Raw genomic sequence first — 16,637 nt, forward strand, 5'->3', positions numbered from 1 at the left:
CCGTGGGCTGGCGTTTTGCTATATGAACGAATCGACTGATGGAACCGCCCACCCCGTCAGCACAAGGCCGCACGCCGAGCTGGCCGATCGCCCATCTTCAACAGGCGCTTCGTCAAGCCAGCCAGCTGCACTTCGCTGCCTTTTGCCCCCGCCTCGATGATCTCCATGGCCCATGCAGGCAGCTGAGGCGCAAGGTGGTAATACACCCACTGCCCTTCGCGCTGGTCGATCAACAGGCCACACTGGCGCAACTGTGCCAGGTGACGCGACACCTTGGGCTGCGACTCCTCGAGCGCATAGGTCATTTCGCACACGCACAGCGACCGCTCCTGGGCGATCAGCAGTACCAGCATCAAGCGCGTCTCGTCGCTCAAACATTTAAAGACCTGCAGCGCCTGCAAGCCAGTTGCATCCTTCACGCGCTTCTCCAACGTTCGTTACCGTTCTGATGCTCATGCTACCGAAAAAGCTGGCGACAGTGCATCATTAAACGCCCCGAGCAAACGCAACGGACGCAACAAAGCCTTGCCATGCACCAGAGCTTGATAGGCATTAGAGATAGAGAAAAAGGAAATACGGCGTACTACGAAAGGGAAGGGAAGGGAATTGATCGGCTAGATCGATCATACATGGAGAAATGAAATGGCTCCTCGAGCAGGACTCGAACCTGCGACCCAATGATTAACAGTCATTTGCTCTACCAACTGAGCTATCGAGGAACATCTGTGCGTCAGCAGCGAAACGTGCGTCGGCAATAAAAGCAGAATAGCGAATTGGCTCCTCGAGCAGGACTCGAACCTGCGACCCAATGATTAACAGTCATTTGCTCTACCAACTGAGCTATCGAGGAACGTCTGTATCGCTATTGCGCTTGAGCGAGAACCTTTGCCAACCTGTTAACTATTCAGCCATTTGCCGAGAGTTCGGGTTGGTGTTTGGCTCCTCGAGCAGGACTCGAACCTGCGACCCAATGATTAACAGTCATTTGCTCTACCAACTGAGCTATCGAGGAACTGCTCAAACACGGTGCGTAGTATACTGATAGAAACGCGCGGGTCAAGTCTCGATTACAAGTGCAGTGCTAGCCGCTGGTTCGGTGTGTCCGTATAATGCAGCCATTCAGCGGCAGGCGACTGCCCAACGATTTTTTCATTCATCCCTCGTCTCTTCAGAAAGACGACCCATAGACGACAGGTACCGATGGCGAAGAAGCTCTTCATCAAAACGCACGGCTGCCAAATGAACGAGTACGACTCCTCTCGGATGGCAGACCTACTCGGCGAATCCCATCAGCTGGAACTCACCGACAACGAGAAGGAAGCGGACGTCATTCTGCTGAACACCTGCTCGATTCGTGAAAAGGCACAGGACAAGGTCTACCATCAACTGGGCCGTTGGAAGAAGCTCAAGGACGCCAACCCGGAACTGGTCATTGGCGTAGGTGGCTGCGTGGCCAGCCAGGAAGGCGAAGCGCTGCGCAAACGCGCACCTTACGTGGACATGATCTTCGGGCCGCAAACCCTGCATCGCGTTCCCCAGATGCTCGACGCCCGCAAGAACAACCAGATTGCGGCAGTAGATGTCACCTTCCCCGAAATCGAGAAGTTCGACCACCTGCCCCAGCCCAAGTCGGATGGCGCCACGGCGTTCGTATCGGTGATGGAAGGCTGCTCCAAGTACTGCACTTTCTGCGTGGTGCCCTACACCCGCGGCGAAGAAGTCTCGCGCCCCTTCGAAGACCTCATGGATGAGGTCATCCACCTGGCCGACCAGGGCGTACGGGAAATCAACCTGCTGGGGCAGAACGTCAACGCCTACCGCGGCGACAATGAGGATGGCGACGAGATCGACCTGGCCGAGCTGATCGCCTGCATTGCCGCCGTGGACGGTATTGACCGTATCCGCTTCACCACCTCGCACCCGGTGGAGTTCACCGATAGCCTGGTCGATGCCTTTGCCGACATCCCGGAGCTGGTGAGCCACCTGCACCTGCCGGTACAGTCTGGTTCCGACCGCATCCTGAGCGCCATGAAGCGCGGCCATACGGCGGAAGAGTACATCGAGAAGATGGAGCGCATCCGCGCCAACCGCCCGGACATCAGCTTCTCCTCCGACTTCATCATCGGCTTCCCCGGCGAGACCGAAGAGGATTTCGAAGCCACCATGGACTTGATCCATCGCATTGGCTTCGACCACTCCTTCAGTTTTGTCTACTCGGCACGCCCTGGCACCCCCGCCTCGGGCCTGCCCGACGACACCCCGGAAAGCGTCAAGAAGCAGCGCCTGGCCATTCTGCAGGAGCGCATCCTGCAACAGGCGGCGCAAATCAGCCGCCGCATGGTGGGCTCGACCCAGCGCATTCTGGTAACCGGGTTCTCGCCCAAGGACCCCGGCCAGCTCTCCGGGCGCACCGAGAACAACCGAGTCGTCAATTTCCGTGCCGCCAACCCCACCGAGCTGATCGGCTACTTCGTCGATGTCGAGATCACCGAAGCGCTGCCCAACTCGCTGCGTGGTGAGCTGGCCTCCGCCGAGCGTTATTGAGCCTTCTCTTATCCTGGGTAATTGCCCCGACCCCGTCGGGGCATTAAGCTGAAACGCACACACACCAACGAAAGGGTTTCCTACTCTTGAGCCAGCCATCACCTCAGGCCAATCGCATCATTACCCTAAGCCTTGAACCCAATGACCCGCAGCGCCTTGCCAGCCTCTGCGGCCAGCAGGACGAGCACCTAAAGCTGATCGAGAGCCGCCTGGACGTAACGTTGCGCAACCGTGGCAACGTTTTTCAGCTGGCCGGTGCAGCCAACCGCATCAAGGCGGCTGCCAATGTCCTTGAGCACCTGTACCGCGAAACGGCGGCCGCCGAGCTATCGGCAGATACCGTCCACCTGTTCTTGCAGGAGTCCGGACTAGAGGCTCTGGAGGAAGAGGAGGACGGTGAAGGCGGCAGCGACGAGGTGATCATGCGCACCCCCCGTGCCATGATCAAACCCCGCGGCCTGAACCAGCAGCGCTACGTGCAGAGCATCCGCGAACACGACATCAACTTCGGCATTGGGCCTGCGGGTACCGGCAAGACCTACCTGGCAGTGGCCGCGGCGGTCGAAGCGCTCAACCAGCAGGAAGTGCGCCGCATCCTGCTGGTGCGCCCGGCCGTCGAAGCAGGCGAGAAGCTGGGCTTCTTGCCCGGCGACCTGGCGCAGAAGATCGACCCTTACCTGCGCCCGCTGTACGACGCGCTCTATGAGATGATCGGCTTCGAGCAGGTGGCCAAGCTGATCGAGCGTCAGGTGATCGAAATCGCGCCGCTGGCGTACATGCGTGGCCGTACGCTGAACAACTCCTATATCATTCTCGATGAGAGCCAGAACACCACGCCGGAGCAGATGAAAATGTTCCTGACGCGGATCGGCTTTGGCTCGACGGCGGTGATTACCGGCGACATCACCCAGGTGGACCTGCCGCGCGGCCAGCGCTCGGGGCTTTCCCAGGTGCTGGACGTGCTCAAGGAGACCCCCGGCATCGGCGTGACCCACTTTGCCGCCAAGGACGTGGTGCGTCACCCGCTGGTGCAGCGCATCATCGAAGCCTATGACGAGTTCGAGTCGCAGCAGGAAGTGGCCGAACGCGCCCGCCGCGAAACGCGTCAGCAAGAGCGCGAAGCGCGCATGCTGGCCCTCGAACGTCAGGGTCATCGCACTGGAGACGGCGACTCATGAACGAGCCGATGATCGATCGGCAAGCGGCCATCGACGAACCGCTGCTGCCCTCTCTCGACCAGCTCACCCAATGGGTGAGCTGCGTGTTTGCTCGCCATCCTGACGATGACCGCCAGGAGCTGACCATCCGCTTCGTGGATGAAGCCGAGAGCCAGGCGCTGAACCGCGACTACCGAGGCAAGGACAAGCCCACCAACGTGCTGTCGTTTCCTTTCGAGAACCCGCCTGGCATCACGCTGCCTCTGCTGGGCGATCTGGTGATCTGCCACGCGGTGGTGGCCCGGGAAGCCCATGAGCAGCACAAGCTGCTGGAGCACCATTACGCACACATGGTGGTTCATGGCACCCTGCACCTGATGGGCTATGACCATATCGAAGAGCAGGAAGCCGAAGAGATGGAGCAGCTCGAGCGGGAGCTGCTGGCGACCCTGAAGATCGATGACCCTTATCAGGCGTGAGCGGTTTTGTTGCAGAAAGCTGCCGCTAGCGGTGGTGTCTGCCGCCACTCAGTGATACAACGATGAGCGGTCATCATCCCCCTTTATCGAACTACCTTGCCCGTAACTGAGAGAACTGACGCAATGAGCGAAGACCGATCGAGCAACCCCAATCAAAAATCATGGCTCGAGAAACTCTTTGGCGCCCTTTCCGGAGACAGCGACGAACCCAGCTCACGAGATGAGCTAATGACGTTTCTACGCCACACGGCCGGCAAGCTGAAACTGGATCAGGACGCTATCATGATCATTGAAGGCGCCCTCGAGATCAGCGCCCAGCAGGTTCGCGAAATCCTCATCCCGCGCTCTCAGGTCACCGCCATCGCCCTGGATCAGACCAGTGACGACTACCTCCCGCTGATTCAGGAGACCGGCCACTCCCGCTACCCGGTGGTGGGTGAAAACCTCGACGACGTCAAAGGCATTCTGCTGGTCAAGGACCTGCTGCCGCTGCTCTCCCAGACCCAGGCACAGCGCGACGCCTTCAAGCTGGAAGACGTGCTGCGTCCGGCCATGTTCATTCCCGAATCCAAGCGCCTCAACAGCCTGCTCAAGGAGTTCCGCGACACCCATAACCACATGGCCATCGTCGTGGACGAGTATGGCGGCACCGCGGGCATCATCACCATCGAGGATATCCTCGAACAGATCGTCGGGGATATCGAGGACGAGCACGATACCGACGAAGAGGACGATATCCGCACGCTGGAAAACGGCCACTTCGCCATCCGTGCCTTGACGCCCATCGAAGACTTCAATGAACGCTTTGGCACGGCCTTTTCCGATGATGAGTTCGACACCGTGGGGGGGCTGGTCATGCAGCAATTCGGCCACCTGCCCGGCCGTGGCGAGCACACTACGCTAGGCGGTTGGCGCTTTATCATTCTGAATGCCGATAACCGGCGCATCCGCCTGCTCGAGGCCTATCGTGAACGCGATGCCGACGACGAGACCGACACCGACTAGCCACTACTGGCGCTGCGTTACCGTTGCACCCTGCTGACAGGATATTGCTATGAGGTTGACTCCCACGTTACCACTTCAACTGCTGGCCGCCCTGGTGGCCGGTGGTTTTACCACGCTCACCGCCTCCCCTTTCGAACTCTGGTGGCTGGGGCCTGTCGCCATTGGCCTGCTCTTTCTGGGCCTGCATCAGCTGAGCCCGGCTCAGGCCGCGCTGAAGGGCTGGCTGTACGGGGTCGCGCTGTTTGCCAGCGGCACCTCCTGGGTATACGTCTCGATCCATGATTACGGCTATACCGGCATGCCCTTGGCGGTCTTTCTCACCGCGCTGTTCGTGACCGTACTGGCGCTGTTTTTCGCGGGTACGTTCTGGCTCTATCGACGCTTCGTCGGCCCCCGTTGGGCAGTAGTGACCTTCGCCGGTGCCTGGGTACTGGGTGAGGTACTGCGCACCTATCTGTTTACCGGGTTTCCCTGGCTACTGGTGGGGTCGAGCTACGTCGACTCGCCCTTGGCCAGCTGGGCTCCGGTCGGCGGTGTCTATTGGCTCTCATTGCTGGTCGTTTTGAGCGGCACCCTGGGTGTGGCCTTCCTGTGCCGTCAGTGGTGGGCAGCGCTGCCGCTGGCGGCCATCTGGCTCACGCCTCTGGCACTGCCCCAGCACTGGACCACGCCGGTGGACGAACCCACTCGCGTGGCCCTGCTTCAGGGCAACCTTCCGCAGCTACTGAAATGGACACCGGAAGGCCAGCGCAGCGCTGCCAACATCTACAGCGACCTGACCCGTCAGGTGGCAGACGATGCTGACCTGATCCTGTGGCCAGAGACCGCGCTGCCTATGATCGACAGTCAGGCGCGCCCGGTACTGGAGCGCGTGCAGAGCAACCTGCCACCTGAAACGGCGCTGCTCACCGGTATCGTGCAACTGGACGAGGCCAATCGCTACTTCAACAGTGTGATTGGTATCGGCAACGTGGAAGGCAGCTACCAGAAAGAGCATCTGGTACCGTTCGGTGAGTACTTGCCGCTGGAAAGCGTGCTGCGCGGGGCGATCAACTTCTTCGACCTGCCCATGTCCAGCTTTAGCAAGGGAGCATCTCATCAGGTGCCCATGCAGGCCGCCGGGGTCACCATCGGTAACGCGATCTGTTACGAAATCATCTATCCGCAACTGGTGGCACGCCGCGCCATGGATAGCGATGTCATCGTCACGATCTCCAACGACACCTGGTTCGGCGCCTCCATCGGCCCACACCAACACCTGCAAATGGCGCGCCTGCGTGCGTTGGAAAATGGCCGCTACGTGGTGCGTGCCACCAGCAACGGCATTACCGCCATCATCGACCCCCGCGGCAGGCTCGTCGACCGTGCACCGCAGTTCGAAACCACCTACCTGACCGGCGAGTTCCACGCCATGCAGGGGCTCACGCCCTTCACCCGCATGGGTAGCTGGCCCACCTGGCTGCTGGCAGGCCTGCTGTTGCTGCCTGGGGTTGTACGTCGCCGCGCAGGATAACGCACCTTGCTAGCCCTGCCTGCTGCCGGGCCCCCGCATTGACGCCGTTGACCGGCGAGCGGGGGCCTTGCTTTTAGCGGGCCGAGGGGGTTTCCCCCAGCACTTCTGGAATGGTCATTTTCACATAGCGGCCTGGGGCGGGCTCGATCACCTTTAACTGCCCCTCTCCGGGCTGACGGGCTGGCACCATTTTCTTCGGGTCGGCATCCGCGTAGCCGTTTTCCGTCACCCAGGCCTGCCAGTGCGGCCACCAGGAGCCTTCGTTGAAGGTCGCCCCTTGCTGCCATGCATCGTGGGAGTCCGGCAGCTCGTCGTTCGTCCAGTAGCCGTACTTGTTCTTGTGCGGCGGGTTAACGATCCCGGCGATATGCCCGGAGCCCCCTAACACGAAGGTCACTGGCCCCTTGGGCAGCAGCGCACCGTAGTAAGTACTGTTCCACTTGGCAATGTGGTCTTCCTTGGTCGAGACGAAATAGCTGGGCGCCGAGATCTTGCGCAGGTCGATCTTGACGTCGTCCAGCTCGATGCCACCGGGCTCTACCAGGCGATTTTCCAGATACATGTGGCGCAGGTACCAGGCGTGGGTACCTGCGGTCAGGTTGGTGCCATCGGTGTTCCAGTAGAGCAGATCGAACGCCGCAGGCTCGTCACCTTTCAGGTAGTTGTTGATGTAGAACGACCAGAACAGGTCGTTTTCCCGCAGCAGGTTGAAGGTGTACGCCATGGAGCGACCGTCCAGGTAGCCCTTGAGCTGCATGCTCTGCTCCAGCCCTTGAATGACGCGCTCGCTGAGAAAGACGCCAATGTCGCCCGGGTCGCGGAAGTCCTGCAGCGTCGCCATGTAGGTCACCGACTTGACCTTGCGGCCACGACGCGTGCTGGTCAGGTAGGCCACCGTGGACGCCGTGAGCGTTCCTCCCACGCAGTAGCTGACCAGGTTGACCGACTTTTCGCCGCAGGCCTGCTCGATGGCCTCCATGGCACTGATCGGCCCCAGCTGCATGTAGTCGGCCCAGGTGATGTCGCGTTGAGCAGGGCCAGGGTTGCGCCAGGAGATCAGAAACACCGTGTGCCCCTGCTCTACCAGCCACTTGACCAGCGAGTTGTCATCGCGCAGGTCGAGAATGTAATACTTGTTGATCCATGGCGGCACGATCAACAGCGGCGTCTTGAAGGTTTTCTCGGTGGTCGGGGCGTACTGAATCAGCTGAATCAGCTCGTTTTCGTATACCACAGAGCCCGGCGTCACGGCGATGTTGTCGCCGACCCCGAAGGCGCTACGGTCGGTCATGCGTACGTTGATCCCTTCGGCCGAGTTGGCCAGGTCTTCGCGCAGGCGGGTCAGGCCGTCCACCAGGTTCTGCCCCTTGGTCTCCAGCGTACGCCGCATGACTTCCGGGTTGGTGGATACGAAGTTGGTGGGCGACATGGCGCTGACCACCTGACGCGCATAGAACGCCAGGTTGCGCTTGTGGGTGGGGTCCAGCCCGTTCAGGCCGTCGATCAGCTCCTCGACCATCTGCGAAAACAGCAGGTACTGCTGCATGATCGCCATGTAGTAGGGGTCCTGGCGCCAGGCCTCGTCGCTGAAGCGGCGGTCATGCTTGGGGGGCGTGATCAGCGGCGTGACCTGCTCGCCCGCCATGGCGCGAAGGCCCTGCTGCCACAGCAGCCACTGGTCCTGGATCAGCCGCGATTGGGTTTGCCACAGCAGGTTGGGGTTGCTCATCAGCGACTGGGCTGCCGCCTCGAAGCTTTCACGCATGTCACGGTAGACCGAGTCTGCGGCTTCACTGGGCACGATGCGCTGTAGCAGGTCTTCGAGCAGCCCCTTGTACTGCTCGGCAACGTCGTCCAATTGAGCTTTCCAGGCCTCCATTTCCGACTGGGTTAGCGGTTGAGACGGTATTTTCCACCCTGACTGCATACGAGTTCCCCCTCGCGTGCCGAGCATTGTTCGCTCTGACAGCTCATCCAAAAGAACGCGGCGCCTCATCGGCGCCGCGAACAGTATGTGATATCAGCTCTTGCGTGACGACTGGCTGGTGGCCTTGGCCGAGGACTCGCCTTTCGCGGTTGCCGTGGCCTGTTCGCTCATTTTTTGCCCGGCTTCGCTGAACAGCTTCTCCATTTCTGTCTTGAACTGCAGGGTCATCTCGCCCATGGCGCGGGCATCTTCCTGCATCTGCTGGGAAAGCTCGTTCATCATTTCCGCTTGCCGGGTACCGAAGTCACGCAGGCTTTCGGCATCGTTGATTTCGGTGGCGCTGCGAATACGCTCGGTCCCCATCTGGCTGTAGCGCTTCATGGCTTCCAGCTGGTACTGGGTCATCTTTTCCATGTTGTTGAGCATCAGCGAGTTCATCTTGCGCATCGGCTCGAACATCTGGCGGGTCTGGGCGCTGAACGCCTCTAGCATCTTGTCTTGCATTGTGGTAGCTCCTATCTCTCATTCCCTGGCATGAGCCTGGAGTGGCTCATTCACATCGCAATTATTGTGCATCGCACAAAGAGTAATCGCTGGCTTACCGCTTGACAACTCTGCTTTGGCGGCAGCCCTACCCTTTAGCGCGGGTTCGTGACGAGGCGGCTTTCGCCTTGGTACCTCGACTGCTGGCCGTGCTGGGTGCCTCTTGCTCCTCGCGGGACTGGCTGCTGCTGGTGGCACTGGAACCCGCCTGCCGCAGCATGTCCAGCATCATCTGCTGGTAGGTACCGAAGTTGGCCAGCCCCTGCGATAGCCCTTGTTGCATCATCGGCTGCTGCAGGAACGGGCGCATCAGGCTCATGGGGTCGTAACCCTCCACCCCGGACTCCATCTGGTGCTGGATGTTGTCCAGCAGGCTTTGCTGAAACGCCTCGACATCCGGTAGCCCCAGCGAACGCCGAAACTCGTCCGGCGTCAGGTCAAACTCAACGTTGATCTTCATAGGTGACTCCTTGACCGTCATGCTTGAGTGTAGCAGCGAACCCCGAGGCGTACCGTGGCGTTATCGCTGGCCGATAGTCGGTGTATCAACGCTGACATCGGCATTCTGCCCACGGTGGCGCAGCCAGTGATCCAGCAGCGTCATGGCCATCATGGCTTCGGCAATCGGCGTGGCACGAATGCCCACACAGGGGTCATGACGCCCCTTGGTAATCACCTCCACCGGCTCGCCGTGCACGTCGATTGAGCGGCCCGGCGTGGTGATGCTGGAGGTCGGTTTCAGCGCCAGCCGTGCCACGATGGGCTGGCCACTGGAAATACCGCCCAGCACGCCCCCGGCATGGTTGGAGAGGAACCCCTCAGGGGTCAGCTCATCGCGGTGCTCGCTGCCCCGCTGTGCCACGCAGCCAAAACCGGCGCCAATCTCGATGCCTTTTACCGCATTGATGCTCATCAGACCATGCGCCAGATCAGCATCCAGACGATCGAATACCGGCTCGCCCAGGCCTACCGGCACGCCTTCCGCCACCACGGTGATCTCTGCCCCCACCGAGTCCTGGTCACGGCGCAGCTGATCCATGTAGCTTTCCAGCTCAGGCACTTTGTCCGGATCGGGGCAGAAGAAGGCATTCTGCTCGACGCTGTCCCAGTCTTTGAAGTCGATCTTGATCGGCCCCAGCTGGCTCATGTAGCCACGAATCTGAATGCCCTGTGCCGCCAGTACTTTCTTGGCAATGGCTCCGGCCGCCACGCGCATGGCGGTTTCCCGAGCGCTGGAGCGCCCACCGCCCCGGTAGTCACGATGCCCATACTTGTGATGGTAGGTGTAGTCGGCATGGGCGGGCCGGAACTGATCCTTGATCTTCGAGTAGTCCTTGGAGCGCTGGTCGGTATTCTCGATCAGCAGGCCAATGGAGGTCCCCGTGGTCTTGCCTTCGAACACGCCAGAGAGAATGCGGACCTGATCCGGCTCCTTGCGCTGGGTAGTATGCCGGGAGCTGCCGGGGCGGCGGCGATCCAGGTCACCCTGCAGATCGGCTTCGCTAATCTCGATACCGGGCGGGCAGCCATCGACGATGGCCCCCAGCGCAGGGCCGTGGCTTTCGCCAAAGGTGGTGACGGTAAACAGTTTGCCAAAGGTGTTGCCAGACATGGGCGTTATTTCCTCACGCAAAAGACGCCGCATGGGCGTCGAGTTCAGCGGCGCTCAGGGCAAACACGCCCTGGCCGCCACGCTCGAAGTCAAGCCACATAAAGGGCACGTCGGGGAAAGCGGCCTCTACATGACGGTCGGAGTTGCCCACCTCGACGATCAGCCAGCCGTCGTCGCTCAAATGGCGGCGCGCGTCACGCAGAATACGCCGGACGATATCCAGCCCATCGCTGCCAGCGCCCAGCGCAAGGTCCGGCTCGTGGCGGAACTCGGCGGGCATGGTCGCCAGGTCGCGGGCGTCCACGTAGGGCGGGTTCGAGACGATCAGGTCAAATGTCTGCCCCTGAAGGCCGCTGAACACGTCCGACTCCCAGGCGCGCACTCGGTCACCGACACCGTGACGGGTGATGTTCTGGCGCGCCACGGCCAGGGCGTCCTGGCTGATATCCGCCAGCGCGACATCACAGGTGGGCAGCACCAGCGCCGTGGCGATGCCGATACAGCCGGAGCCGGTACACAGGTCCAGCACCCGAGCGGGGGGCTCTTCGGGGAACCAGGCGGCAAAGCCATCTTCAATCAGCTCGGCAATGGGCGAGCGCGGAATCAGCACGCGCTCGTCTACCGAGAAGGGGTAACCCGCGAAGAAGGCCTCACCCAGCAGGTAGGGCAACGGGCGACGAGTGGTGATGCGCTCGCGGGCGAGCTTGATGATGCGCGAACGCTCCATGGGGAGCAGCCGCGCATCGAGCACAGCGGGGTCGACGTTCCAGGGCAAGTGCAGCGCGCCCAGGCTCAGGGCGACCGCTTCGTCCCAGGGGGACTGCGTGCCGTGGCCATAATGCAGGCCCGCCAGGTAGAACTCGCTGGAGACCCAGCGCAGGTAATCGCGCAGCGTTATCAGCTCGTGTGCCAGCGTCGAATCGGGCAGTGAAAGCGTAGAAGTGGACAGCTCTTCAGGGGAGTGCGTGGTCACAGGGGCTCCTGGCAACATGACATCATGAGAGGATTGTACCTTTGACGCCACTCGGTTCACAGCCACGAGGTTCACAGCGACACCGGGCTCGCTATACTATGCATCTTTATCACCGTGTACTTTCACCGATGCCGAGCCGACCATGACGCGACACCTGCCCAACGACGACGATATCAGTGCCTTTCGCCAGGCACTGCAGGAAGCAGGCGTACGCCGTATTGCCACCAACCAGGCGGACCCCGGCAAACCCAAACGGCAACCCGACAATCGCGAGGCCCGCCGCCGCGCCGCCGTGGAAGGCAGCACGCTGCAGGGCAGCGGCCGCACCTCCGACGGCCGTGTCGAAGCCGTGCGCCCCTCCGAGTACCTGGAGTTCAGCGTGCCGGACCTGCCCTGGCGCACCTTCAGCCAGCTCAAACGGGGGCAAACCGCCTGGCAAGCAGGGCTCGACCTGCATGGCTACACGCTGGAAGAGGCCCGCCTGGAGCTGGAGAGCTTTCTGGGCGATGCCGCAGCCCAGGGGCTGCGCTGCGTGCTGGTGGTACACGGCAAGGCGTGGGGCAGCAGCGCGGATTTCCCTGTCTTGAAGAGTCACACCAACGCCTGGTTGCGAGAGTGGCCTGGCGTGCTGGCGTTTTGCTCCGCCACCGACGTGGATGGCGGCACAGGGGCGGTCTATATTCTGCTGCGCAAACGCGGCCAGTAGCTCACTCGGTAGCGTCCGAGGCAATACTGGGCATGCGCCGCTCCAGCGCCTGATCCGCCAGATGGCGCCCCAGGCGAATCAACTCGTTGGCGCGATGGAACTCATAGGTACTGCAAACGGTTTTGGGCACTTCGATCAGCACATCCGGCGGATACCCGGCCACCTTGTACTTGGCCAGCGCCGCCTGGGTGATATCGAACGACTCCAGAATCATGTCCAGCTTGCCCCACTCACGCTTGCCGCGCAGGTCGACGGTTTCATCGTCATCGTTCTCTTCTTCACCGCCGCCCAGGCCGCCCCACAGTCGGCGCGTGGTGGCGCGCACTTCGCTCATCCAACCGCCAATGTTGGCCTCTCGCTCGCGCTCCGAGGGGGTCTGCGGCGGGGCAGGCTCGTCACGGGGCAGCAGCTCTTCCAGGGTCACCGGCTGCGGGCTATGGGCCGTCGCGTTCACCGCCACCACAAAATCCGCTTCATGGGCGGCCAGAATGGGCATCATCGGCAGCGGGTTGAGCAGCCCGCCATCCACCAGCACCTGCTCGCCCAGGTTCACCGGAGTAATCACGCCAGGCACCGCAATGGAGGCGCGTATGGCGCGTAGCAGCGGGCCATTTTGAAACCACACTTCGCGCTGGCGTACCAGATCGGTGGCCACCGTGGTCACGGGGATCGGCAGATCCTCGATCAGTACGTCACCCACCAGCTCTTCCAGCTTGCTCATGACCTTGTTGGCCCGCATGGCCCCCATGGGGCTCCAGGTCACATCGACCAGCTTCAGCACGTCCAGATAGTCGAGATGGCACACCCAATCCCGATACTGGGGCAGCTTGCCCGATGCGTAGATACCGCCAATCAGCGCGCCCATGGAGCAGCCCGCTATCGAGATGATCTCGAAGCCCCGCGCTTCCAGCGCCTCGATCACGCCGATATGCGCGTAGCCTCTGGCCCCGCCGCTGCCCAGCACCAGAGCCACCTTGTTTCCCTCACCCAGCGCTCTCCCTGCCAACAGACTCACCACGGCACACCCTCCTTCTTATTTTTCACCGCTCTATTCTTCTCTTCACCGCTCTACTCTTCACCACTGGGACTACAGCAAATCACCTCGGCGACCTGGGCCACGGCCTGCGGCTCCAGATGAAGATGGTGCCCCCCCGCCAGCACATGGCGGGTGAGGCGGGGAACCGCCTGCCGAGCGGCCACCGCCCACTGGCGCTCACCGAGAATACCGCGCTCTCCTTCTATCAATAGCACGGGGGCTTGAATCTCTGCCAGTATGGCCAGCACCTGCTGCGGCGTCAGGCGGACCAGGGAAGGCTTCAGCAGGCGGCTGTCGGTGCGCATGGCGACCTTGCCATCCGCCGTGGCCTGGGTGTTACGCTCGACCAGCGGCCTGGCCGTGATAGCATCCAGCGGCGTCACGCCGCCTGCCACCCGGGCGGCAACGGCCTGTTCGATATCCGCATACCGGGGCGTGCGCGAAGCGACGCGGCGGTGGGCGGTGAGGCCCTTGCGCAGCTGGCTGGCCGTCTCCTCTGCGGGCGTATTCAGTGCCCCCAGGCCATCCAGCAGCACCAACCGTGCGACACGCTCGGGCAGCGCCGCTGCCAGCAGGCAGGAGACTGCCGCCCCCATCGAGTGCGCCAGCAACGTGGCCTGCTCGATCTCCAGCGCCTCCATGGCATCCAGCACATCGTGAAGGTAGTCCCACAGCGCATAGTCGCTGCCGAAGGGCGCATGGGCCGAGTGGCCGTGCCCGCGAAAATCGAGGGCAACGATACGAATGTTGAGTCGCTTTACCAGCAAGGGGGCCAGCCGCGAGAAGCTCGCCGCGTTATCCAGCCAGCCGTGCAGGGCGACCCACACCGGGGCATCGTGGCGCCCCCAGCTCAGGGCCGCCAGGCGCCCATTGGCCAACGACAGCGGCGTACTGCCGCTAAACTCGGAACCTTTCATCAGCCCTCTCTCTTCACAAAAAACCCTGCGCCGGATGACGCTTCGAGCACCAAACGTTACCATGCCTGGCATAGCCTATGCGCTGATTTCGAGCGGCCCATGGTGGGCCACCCTTTCCTGTCTGCTGGAGACAACCCGATGAAACCTCGTCGCGACACCCGCGCCCGCAATCTCGTGTTCTGGATCACGGTCATCAGTGCGCTGGTGGTTGGCCTCTGGCTGGCCCGTTAGCCTCCTCGTACCCTTACCTTCGCCCCGGCACCTTGCATTTTTTTCCGCAGGAATGAATACTGGCCACAAATACTGTATATAAACACACTATTCATTCGTGAGGAGCCCGACGATGCCGTCTCAACCCACTGCCGTTGCGACCGCCTTGCCGTCAACGCCCTTGCCTCTTCCGTTTGCCTCGCTGAGTGGTCGCGCGGGTTTTAGCGGCTTTCCTTCCCCCGCGCAGGATTACGAGCCACGCACGCTGGATCTCAACACGCGGCTGATCAAGCACCCGACACAGACGTTCTACCTGACTGCCCGCGGCGACAGCATGGAGGGGTGGGGCATCTTCGACGGCGACCTGCTGGTGGTAGACCGCAGCGTGCCGCCTCGGCTGGGCCACATTGTGGTCGCCCTGTTCGACCAGGAGCTGTTGATCAAGCGCTACGCGCTGTATCGCGGTACGCCGCATTTGTGCTCGTCTCATCCGCACTACCCTCCGCTGCCGCTGGAAGAGGCCGAGTGCCAGCTATGGGGGGTAGTGCGCGCCGTCATTCATGAGTATTTGCCATGATCGGTCTGGTGGATGCCAACAACTTTTACGTTTCCTGCGAGCGGGTATTCCAGCCCACGCTGGAAGGCAAGGCCGTGGGCGTCATGTCCAACAACGATGGCTGCGTGATTGCGCGCTCTGCCGAGCTGAAAGCCATGGGCATTGCCATGGGGACGCCAGCGTTCCAGCTGGAAGGGCTGCGGCGTCGGGGCCAGATCCATTTGTGCTCTTCCAACTACGAGCTGTACGGCGACATGTCGGCGCGGTTGGCACAGCTGCTGCGTGAAGCCTGCCCAGAGGTCGCCCCCTACTCCATTGATGAGATGTTCATTTACCTGGATGGCTTCGATGACGCCCAGTGCCAGGCCATGGGCGTGGCGCTACGCCGCCGTGTTCGCCGTTACCTGGGGTTGCCCGTCTGCGTTGGGCTGGCGGCCACGCATACGCTGGCCAAGCTGGCCAATCACGTGGCCAAGCAGCAGCCCCACTATCAAGGGGTATGTCTGCTGGCTGCCCACACTGCCACCACCCAGGCACTGCTCAAACAGCTTCCGGTGAGCGAGGTATGGGGAGTCGGCCGACGGCTTGCCGAGCAGCTCGCCGTGAGCGGTATTCGTACCGCCTGGCAGCTGCGTGATAGCGACCCCAGGCAGTTGCGCAAGCGCTTTTCGGTAGTGTTGGCGCGCACCGCCCTCGAGCTGCGCGGCACGCCTTGCCTGGAGATGAACGCCGTCGAACAGCCCCGCCAGCGCATCATGACCTCACGCTCTTTCGGGCGTGCCACGGGGCGCAAGGAGGAACTGCACGATGCATTGCGCCAGCACGCCCAGCGCAGCGCCGAGAAACTGCGCCAGCAGGGTAGTCTGGCCCGTGCGGTGCTGATGTTTCTGACCACCAGCCGCCATCGCAGGGACCTGCCCCAGCTGGCCCCCCGTGCCATGATTCCCCTCGATGCTCCCACCGACGACACGCGGCTCATTCTGCAGGCCGTCAAGGAAGGGATGGAGCAGATGTACCGCCCCGGATACGTGTTCATGAAAGCAGGCGTCATGCTGGTGGACCTGGTAGACGCCCAGCAGTACCAGCTCTCGCTGCTGGCACCGCCTGCCAAAGCGCACCCCCACGTGATGCGGGCGGTGGATGCCATCAACCAGCGGATGGGGCAAGGCACCATCCACTTTGGCATGCGCGACCCGGACGCCGCTTGGCAGCTGCGCTGCGGGCACCGTTCGCGCCGCTACACCACGCGTTGGAACGAGTTGCTGGAAGCCGGCACCCACCCGGGAGCCATCGCGGCGTTTACTTCTCACCGATAGCCGCTAGGCTAGTGATTCCGCACGCCAAAAGTTTGCCTTATGTCCTATCAACGATCTGATGACGAGTATGCGCCCAGCCCGGACGTGGCCCATCGCCAGCTCAACGACCTTCAGCGCCGCCTGAACACCGGGCAGGATTGGCC

16 protein-coding genes and 3 tRNA genes are annotated in these 16,637 nt (G+C 61.9%); 8 read left to right on the forward strand and 11 right to left on the reverse strand.

Going from position 1 to position 16,637, the window contains the following annotated elements; translation table 11 throughout:
- Positions 1-56: 56 nt before the first annotated feature.
- The 4 genes from HSS18214_RS0106220 to HSS18214_RS0106235 all read right to left on the reverse strand — a co-directional run bounded on the left by HSS18214_RS0106220 (position 57) and on the right by HSS18214_RS0106235 (position 1,012).
- Entirely contained in the window at positions 57-353 is a 297-nt protein-coding gene (locus HSS18214_RS0106220) for a metalloregulator ArsR/SmtB family transcription factor (RefSeq protein ID WP_237718591.1), read from the reverse strand.
- Between the two features lie 290 nt (positions 354-643).
- Positions 644-719 (reverse strand) — tRNA-Asn (locus HSS18214_RS0106225).
- A gap of 55 nt (positions 720-774) precedes the next feature.
- Positions 775-850, reverse strand: a tRNA-Asn gene (locus HSS18214_RS0106230).
- 86 nt (positions 851-936) lie between these two features.
- Positions 937-1,012 (reverse strand) — tRNA-Asn (locus HSS18214_RS0106235).
- Between the two features lie 188 nt (positions 1,013-1,200).
- Here HSS18214_RS0106235 and miaB point away from each other — a divergent pair.
- The 5 genes from miaB to lnt all read left to right on the forward strand — a co-directional run bounded on the left by miaB (position 1,201) and on the right by lnt (position 6,698).
- Positions 1,201-2,544 carry a tRNA (N6-isopentenyl adenosine(37)-C2)-methylthiotransferase MiaB gene (gene miaB / locus HSS18214_RS0106240; protein WP_016914439.1) on the forward strand — a complete coding sequence of 448 codons (1,344 nt, stop codon included), beginning with the start codon at positions 1,201-1,203 and terminating at the stop codon, positions 2,542-2,544.
- An 86-nt stretch (positions 2,545-2,630) separates the two neighbouring features.
- A complete protein-coding gene (locus tag HSS18214_RS0106245; protein WP_016914440.1) occupies positions 2,631-3,722 on the forward strand; it encodes a PhoH family protein in 1,092 nt (363 codons plus the stop codon).
- Entirely contained in the window at positions 3,719-4,180 is a 462-nt protein-coding gene (gene ybeY, locus HSS18214_RS0106250) for an rRNA maturation RNase YbeY (RefSeq protein WP_016914441.1), read from the forward strand. Before HSS18214_RS0106245 ends, ybeY begins: the two co-directional genes overlap by 4 nt.
- 123 nt (positions 4,181-4,303) lie before the next feature.
- Positions 4,304-5,185 carry a CorC family transporter gene (locus tag HSS18214_RS0106255; RefSeq protein WP_026001772.1) on the forward strand — a complete coding sequence of 294 codons (882 nt, stop codon included), beginning with the start codon at positions 4,304-4,306 and terminating at the stop codon, positions 5,183-5,185.
- 49 nt (positions 5,186-5,234) lie between these two features.
- Positions 5,235-6,698, forward strand: a complete 1,464-nt coding sequence (gene lnt / locus HSS18214_RS0106260; protein WP_016914443.1) for an apolipoprotein N-acyltransferase — start codon at positions 5,235-5,237, stop codon at positions 6,696-6,698.
- 73 nt (positions 6,699-6,771) lie between these two features.
- Here lnt and phaC read toward each other — a convergent pair whose 3' ends face one another.
- The 5 genes from phaC to prmB all read right to left on the reverse strand — a co-directional run bounded on the left by phaC (position 6,772) and on the right by prmB (position 11,771).
- A complete protein-coding gene (gene phaC, locus HSS18214_RS0106265) occupies positions 6,772-8,625 on the reverse strand; it encodes a class I poly(R)-hydroxyalkanoic acid synthase (RefSeq protein WP_026001773.1) in 1,854 nt (617 codons plus the stop codon).
- A gap of 93 nt (positions 8,626-8,718) precedes the next feature.
- Positions 8,719-9,129 (reverse strand): phasin family protein, encoded by a 411-nt coding sequence (locus tag HSS18214_RS0106270; RefSeq protein WP_016914445.1) that lies wholly within the window; start codon positions 9,127-9,129, stop codon positions 8,719-8,721.
- 127 nt (positions 9,130-9,256) lie between these two features.
- On the reverse strand, positions 9,257-9,628 hold the full coding sequence (locus HSS18214_RS0106275) for a hypothetical protein (RefSeq protein ID WP_016914446.1): 372 nt from the start codon (positions 9,626-9,628) through the stop codon (positions 9,257-9,259).
- A 60-nt stretch (positions 9,629-9,688) separates the two neighbouring features.
- Complete coding sequence (aroC, locus tag HSS18214_RS0106280) at positions 9,689-10,780, reverse strand: chorismate synthase (protein ID WP_016914447.1); 1,092 nt, start codon at positions 10,778-10,780, stop codon at positions 9,689-9,691.
- Positions 10,781-10,793: 13 nt separating this feature from the next.
- Positions 10,794-11,771, reverse strand: coding sequence for a 50S ribosomal protein L3 N(5)-glutamine methyltransferase (prmB, locus tag HSS18214_RS0106285; protein ID WP_176212910.1), 978 nt, complete (start codon positions 11,769-11,771; stop codon positions 10,794-10,796).
- A gap of 124 nt (positions 11,772-11,895) precedes the next feature.
- Between prmB and HSS18214_RS0106290 the strand changes: the two genes are divergently transcribed.
- Complete coding sequence (locus HSS18214_RS0106290) at positions 11,896-12,459, forward strand: Smr/MutS family protein (RefSeq protein WP_016914449.1); 564 nt, start codon at positions 11,896-11,898, stop codon at positions 12,457-12,459.
- Position 12,460: 1 nt separating this feature from the next.
- Here the strand turns inward: HSS18214_RS0106290 and HSS18214_RS0106295 are convergent, their stop codons facing one another.
- Entirely contained in the window at positions 12,461-13,477 is a 1,017-nt protein-coding gene (locus HSS18214_RS0106295) for a patatin-like phospholipase family protein (protein ID WP_016914450.1), read from the reverse strand.
- 50 nt (positions 13,478-13,527) lie between these two features.
- The gene (locus HSS18214_RS0106300) at positions 13,528-14,412 is read right to left on the reverse strand and encodes an alpha/beta fold hydrolase (protein WP_016914451.1); all 885 of its coding nucleotides are present in this window, start codon (positions 14,410-14,412) and stop codon (positions 13,528-13,530) included.
- 343 nt (positions 14,413-14,755) lie between these two features.
- On the opposite strand from HSS18214_RS0106300, the gene HSS18214_RS0106310 reads away from it, so the two are divergent.
- Together HSS18214_RS0106310 and HSS18214_RS17900 are read left to right on the forward strand one after the other, a co-directional pair.
- On the forward strand, positions 14,756-15,199 hold the full coding sequence (locus HSS18214_RS0106310) for a LexA family protein (protein ID WP_016914453.1): 444 nt from the start codon (positions 14,756-14,758) through the stop codon (positions 15,197-15,199).
- Positions 15,196-16,494: a Y-family DNA polymerase gene (locus tag HSS18214_RS17900; RefSeq protein ID WP_016914454.1), complete on the forward strand. Its 1,299-nt coding sequence runs from the start codon at positions 15,196-15,198 to the stop codon at positions 16,492-16,494. Before HSS18214_RS0106310 ends, HSS18214_RS17900 begins: the two co-directional genes overlap by 4 nt.
- Positions 16,495-16,637: the final 143 nt, after the last annotated feature.

The organism is Vreelandella stevensii S18214, assembly GCF_000275725.1.
In the GTDB taxonomy this organism is placed as follows: Bacteria; Pseudomonadota; Gammaproteobacteria; order Pseudomonadales; family Halomonadaceae; genus Vreelandella; species Vreelandella stevensii.

Coding starts and splice junctions, on each gene's coding strand:
- HSS18214_RS17900 (WP_016914454.1), top strand. CDS start 15,196: ATGATCGGTCTGGTGGATGCCAACAACTTTTACGTTTCCTGCGAGCGG.
- aroC (WP_016914447.1), bottom strand. CDS start 10,780: ATGTCTGGCAACACCTTTGGCAAACTGTTTACCGTCACCACCTTTGGC.
- prmB (WP_176212910.1), bottom strand. CDS start 11,771: ATGTTGCCAGGAGCCCCTGTGACCACGCACTCCCCTGAAGAGCTGTCC.
- HSS18214_RS0106270 (WP_016914445.1), bottom strand. CDS start 9,129: ATGCAAGACAAGATGCTAGAGGCGTTCAGCGCCCAGACCCGCCAGATG.
- HSS18214_RS0106290 (WP_016914449.1), top strand. CDS start 11,896: ATGACGCGACACCTGCCCAACGACGACGATATCAGTGCCTTTCGCCAG.
- HSS18214_RS0106300 (WP_016914451.1), bottom strand. CDS start 14,412: ATGAAAGGTTCCGAGTTTAGCGGCAGTACGCCGCTGTCGTTGGCCAAT.
- phaC (WP_026001773.1), bottom strand. CDS start 8,625: ATGCAGTCAGGGTGGAAAATACCGTCTCAACCGCTAACCCAGTCGGAA.
- lnt (WP_016914443.1), top strand. CDS start 5,235: ATGAGGTTGACTCCCACGTTACCACTTCAACTGCTGGCCGCCCTGGTG.
- HSS18214_RS0106220 (WP_237718591.1), bottom strand. CDS start 353: ATGCTGGTACTGCTGATCGCCCAGGAGCGGTCGCTGTGCGTGTGCGAA.
- miaB (WP_016914439.1), top strand. CDS start 1,201: ATGGCGAAGAAGCTCTTCATCAAAACGCACGGCTGCCAAATGAACGAG.
- HSS18214_RS0106275 (WP_016914446.1), bottom strand. CDS start 9,628: ATGAAGATCAACGTTGAGTTTGACCTGACGCCGGACGAGTTTCGGCGT.
- ybeY (WP_016914441.1), top strand. CDS start 3,719: ATGAACGAGCCGATGATCGATCGGCAAGCGGCCATCGACGAACCGCTG.
- HSS18214_RS0106255 (WP_026001772.1), top strand. CDS start 4,304: ATGAGCGAAGACCGATCGAGCAACCCCAATCAAAAATCATGGCTCGAG.
- HSS18214_RS0106310 (WP_016914453.1), top strand. CDS start 14,756: ATGCCGTCTCAACCCACTGCCGTTGCGACCGCCTTGCCGTCAACGCCC.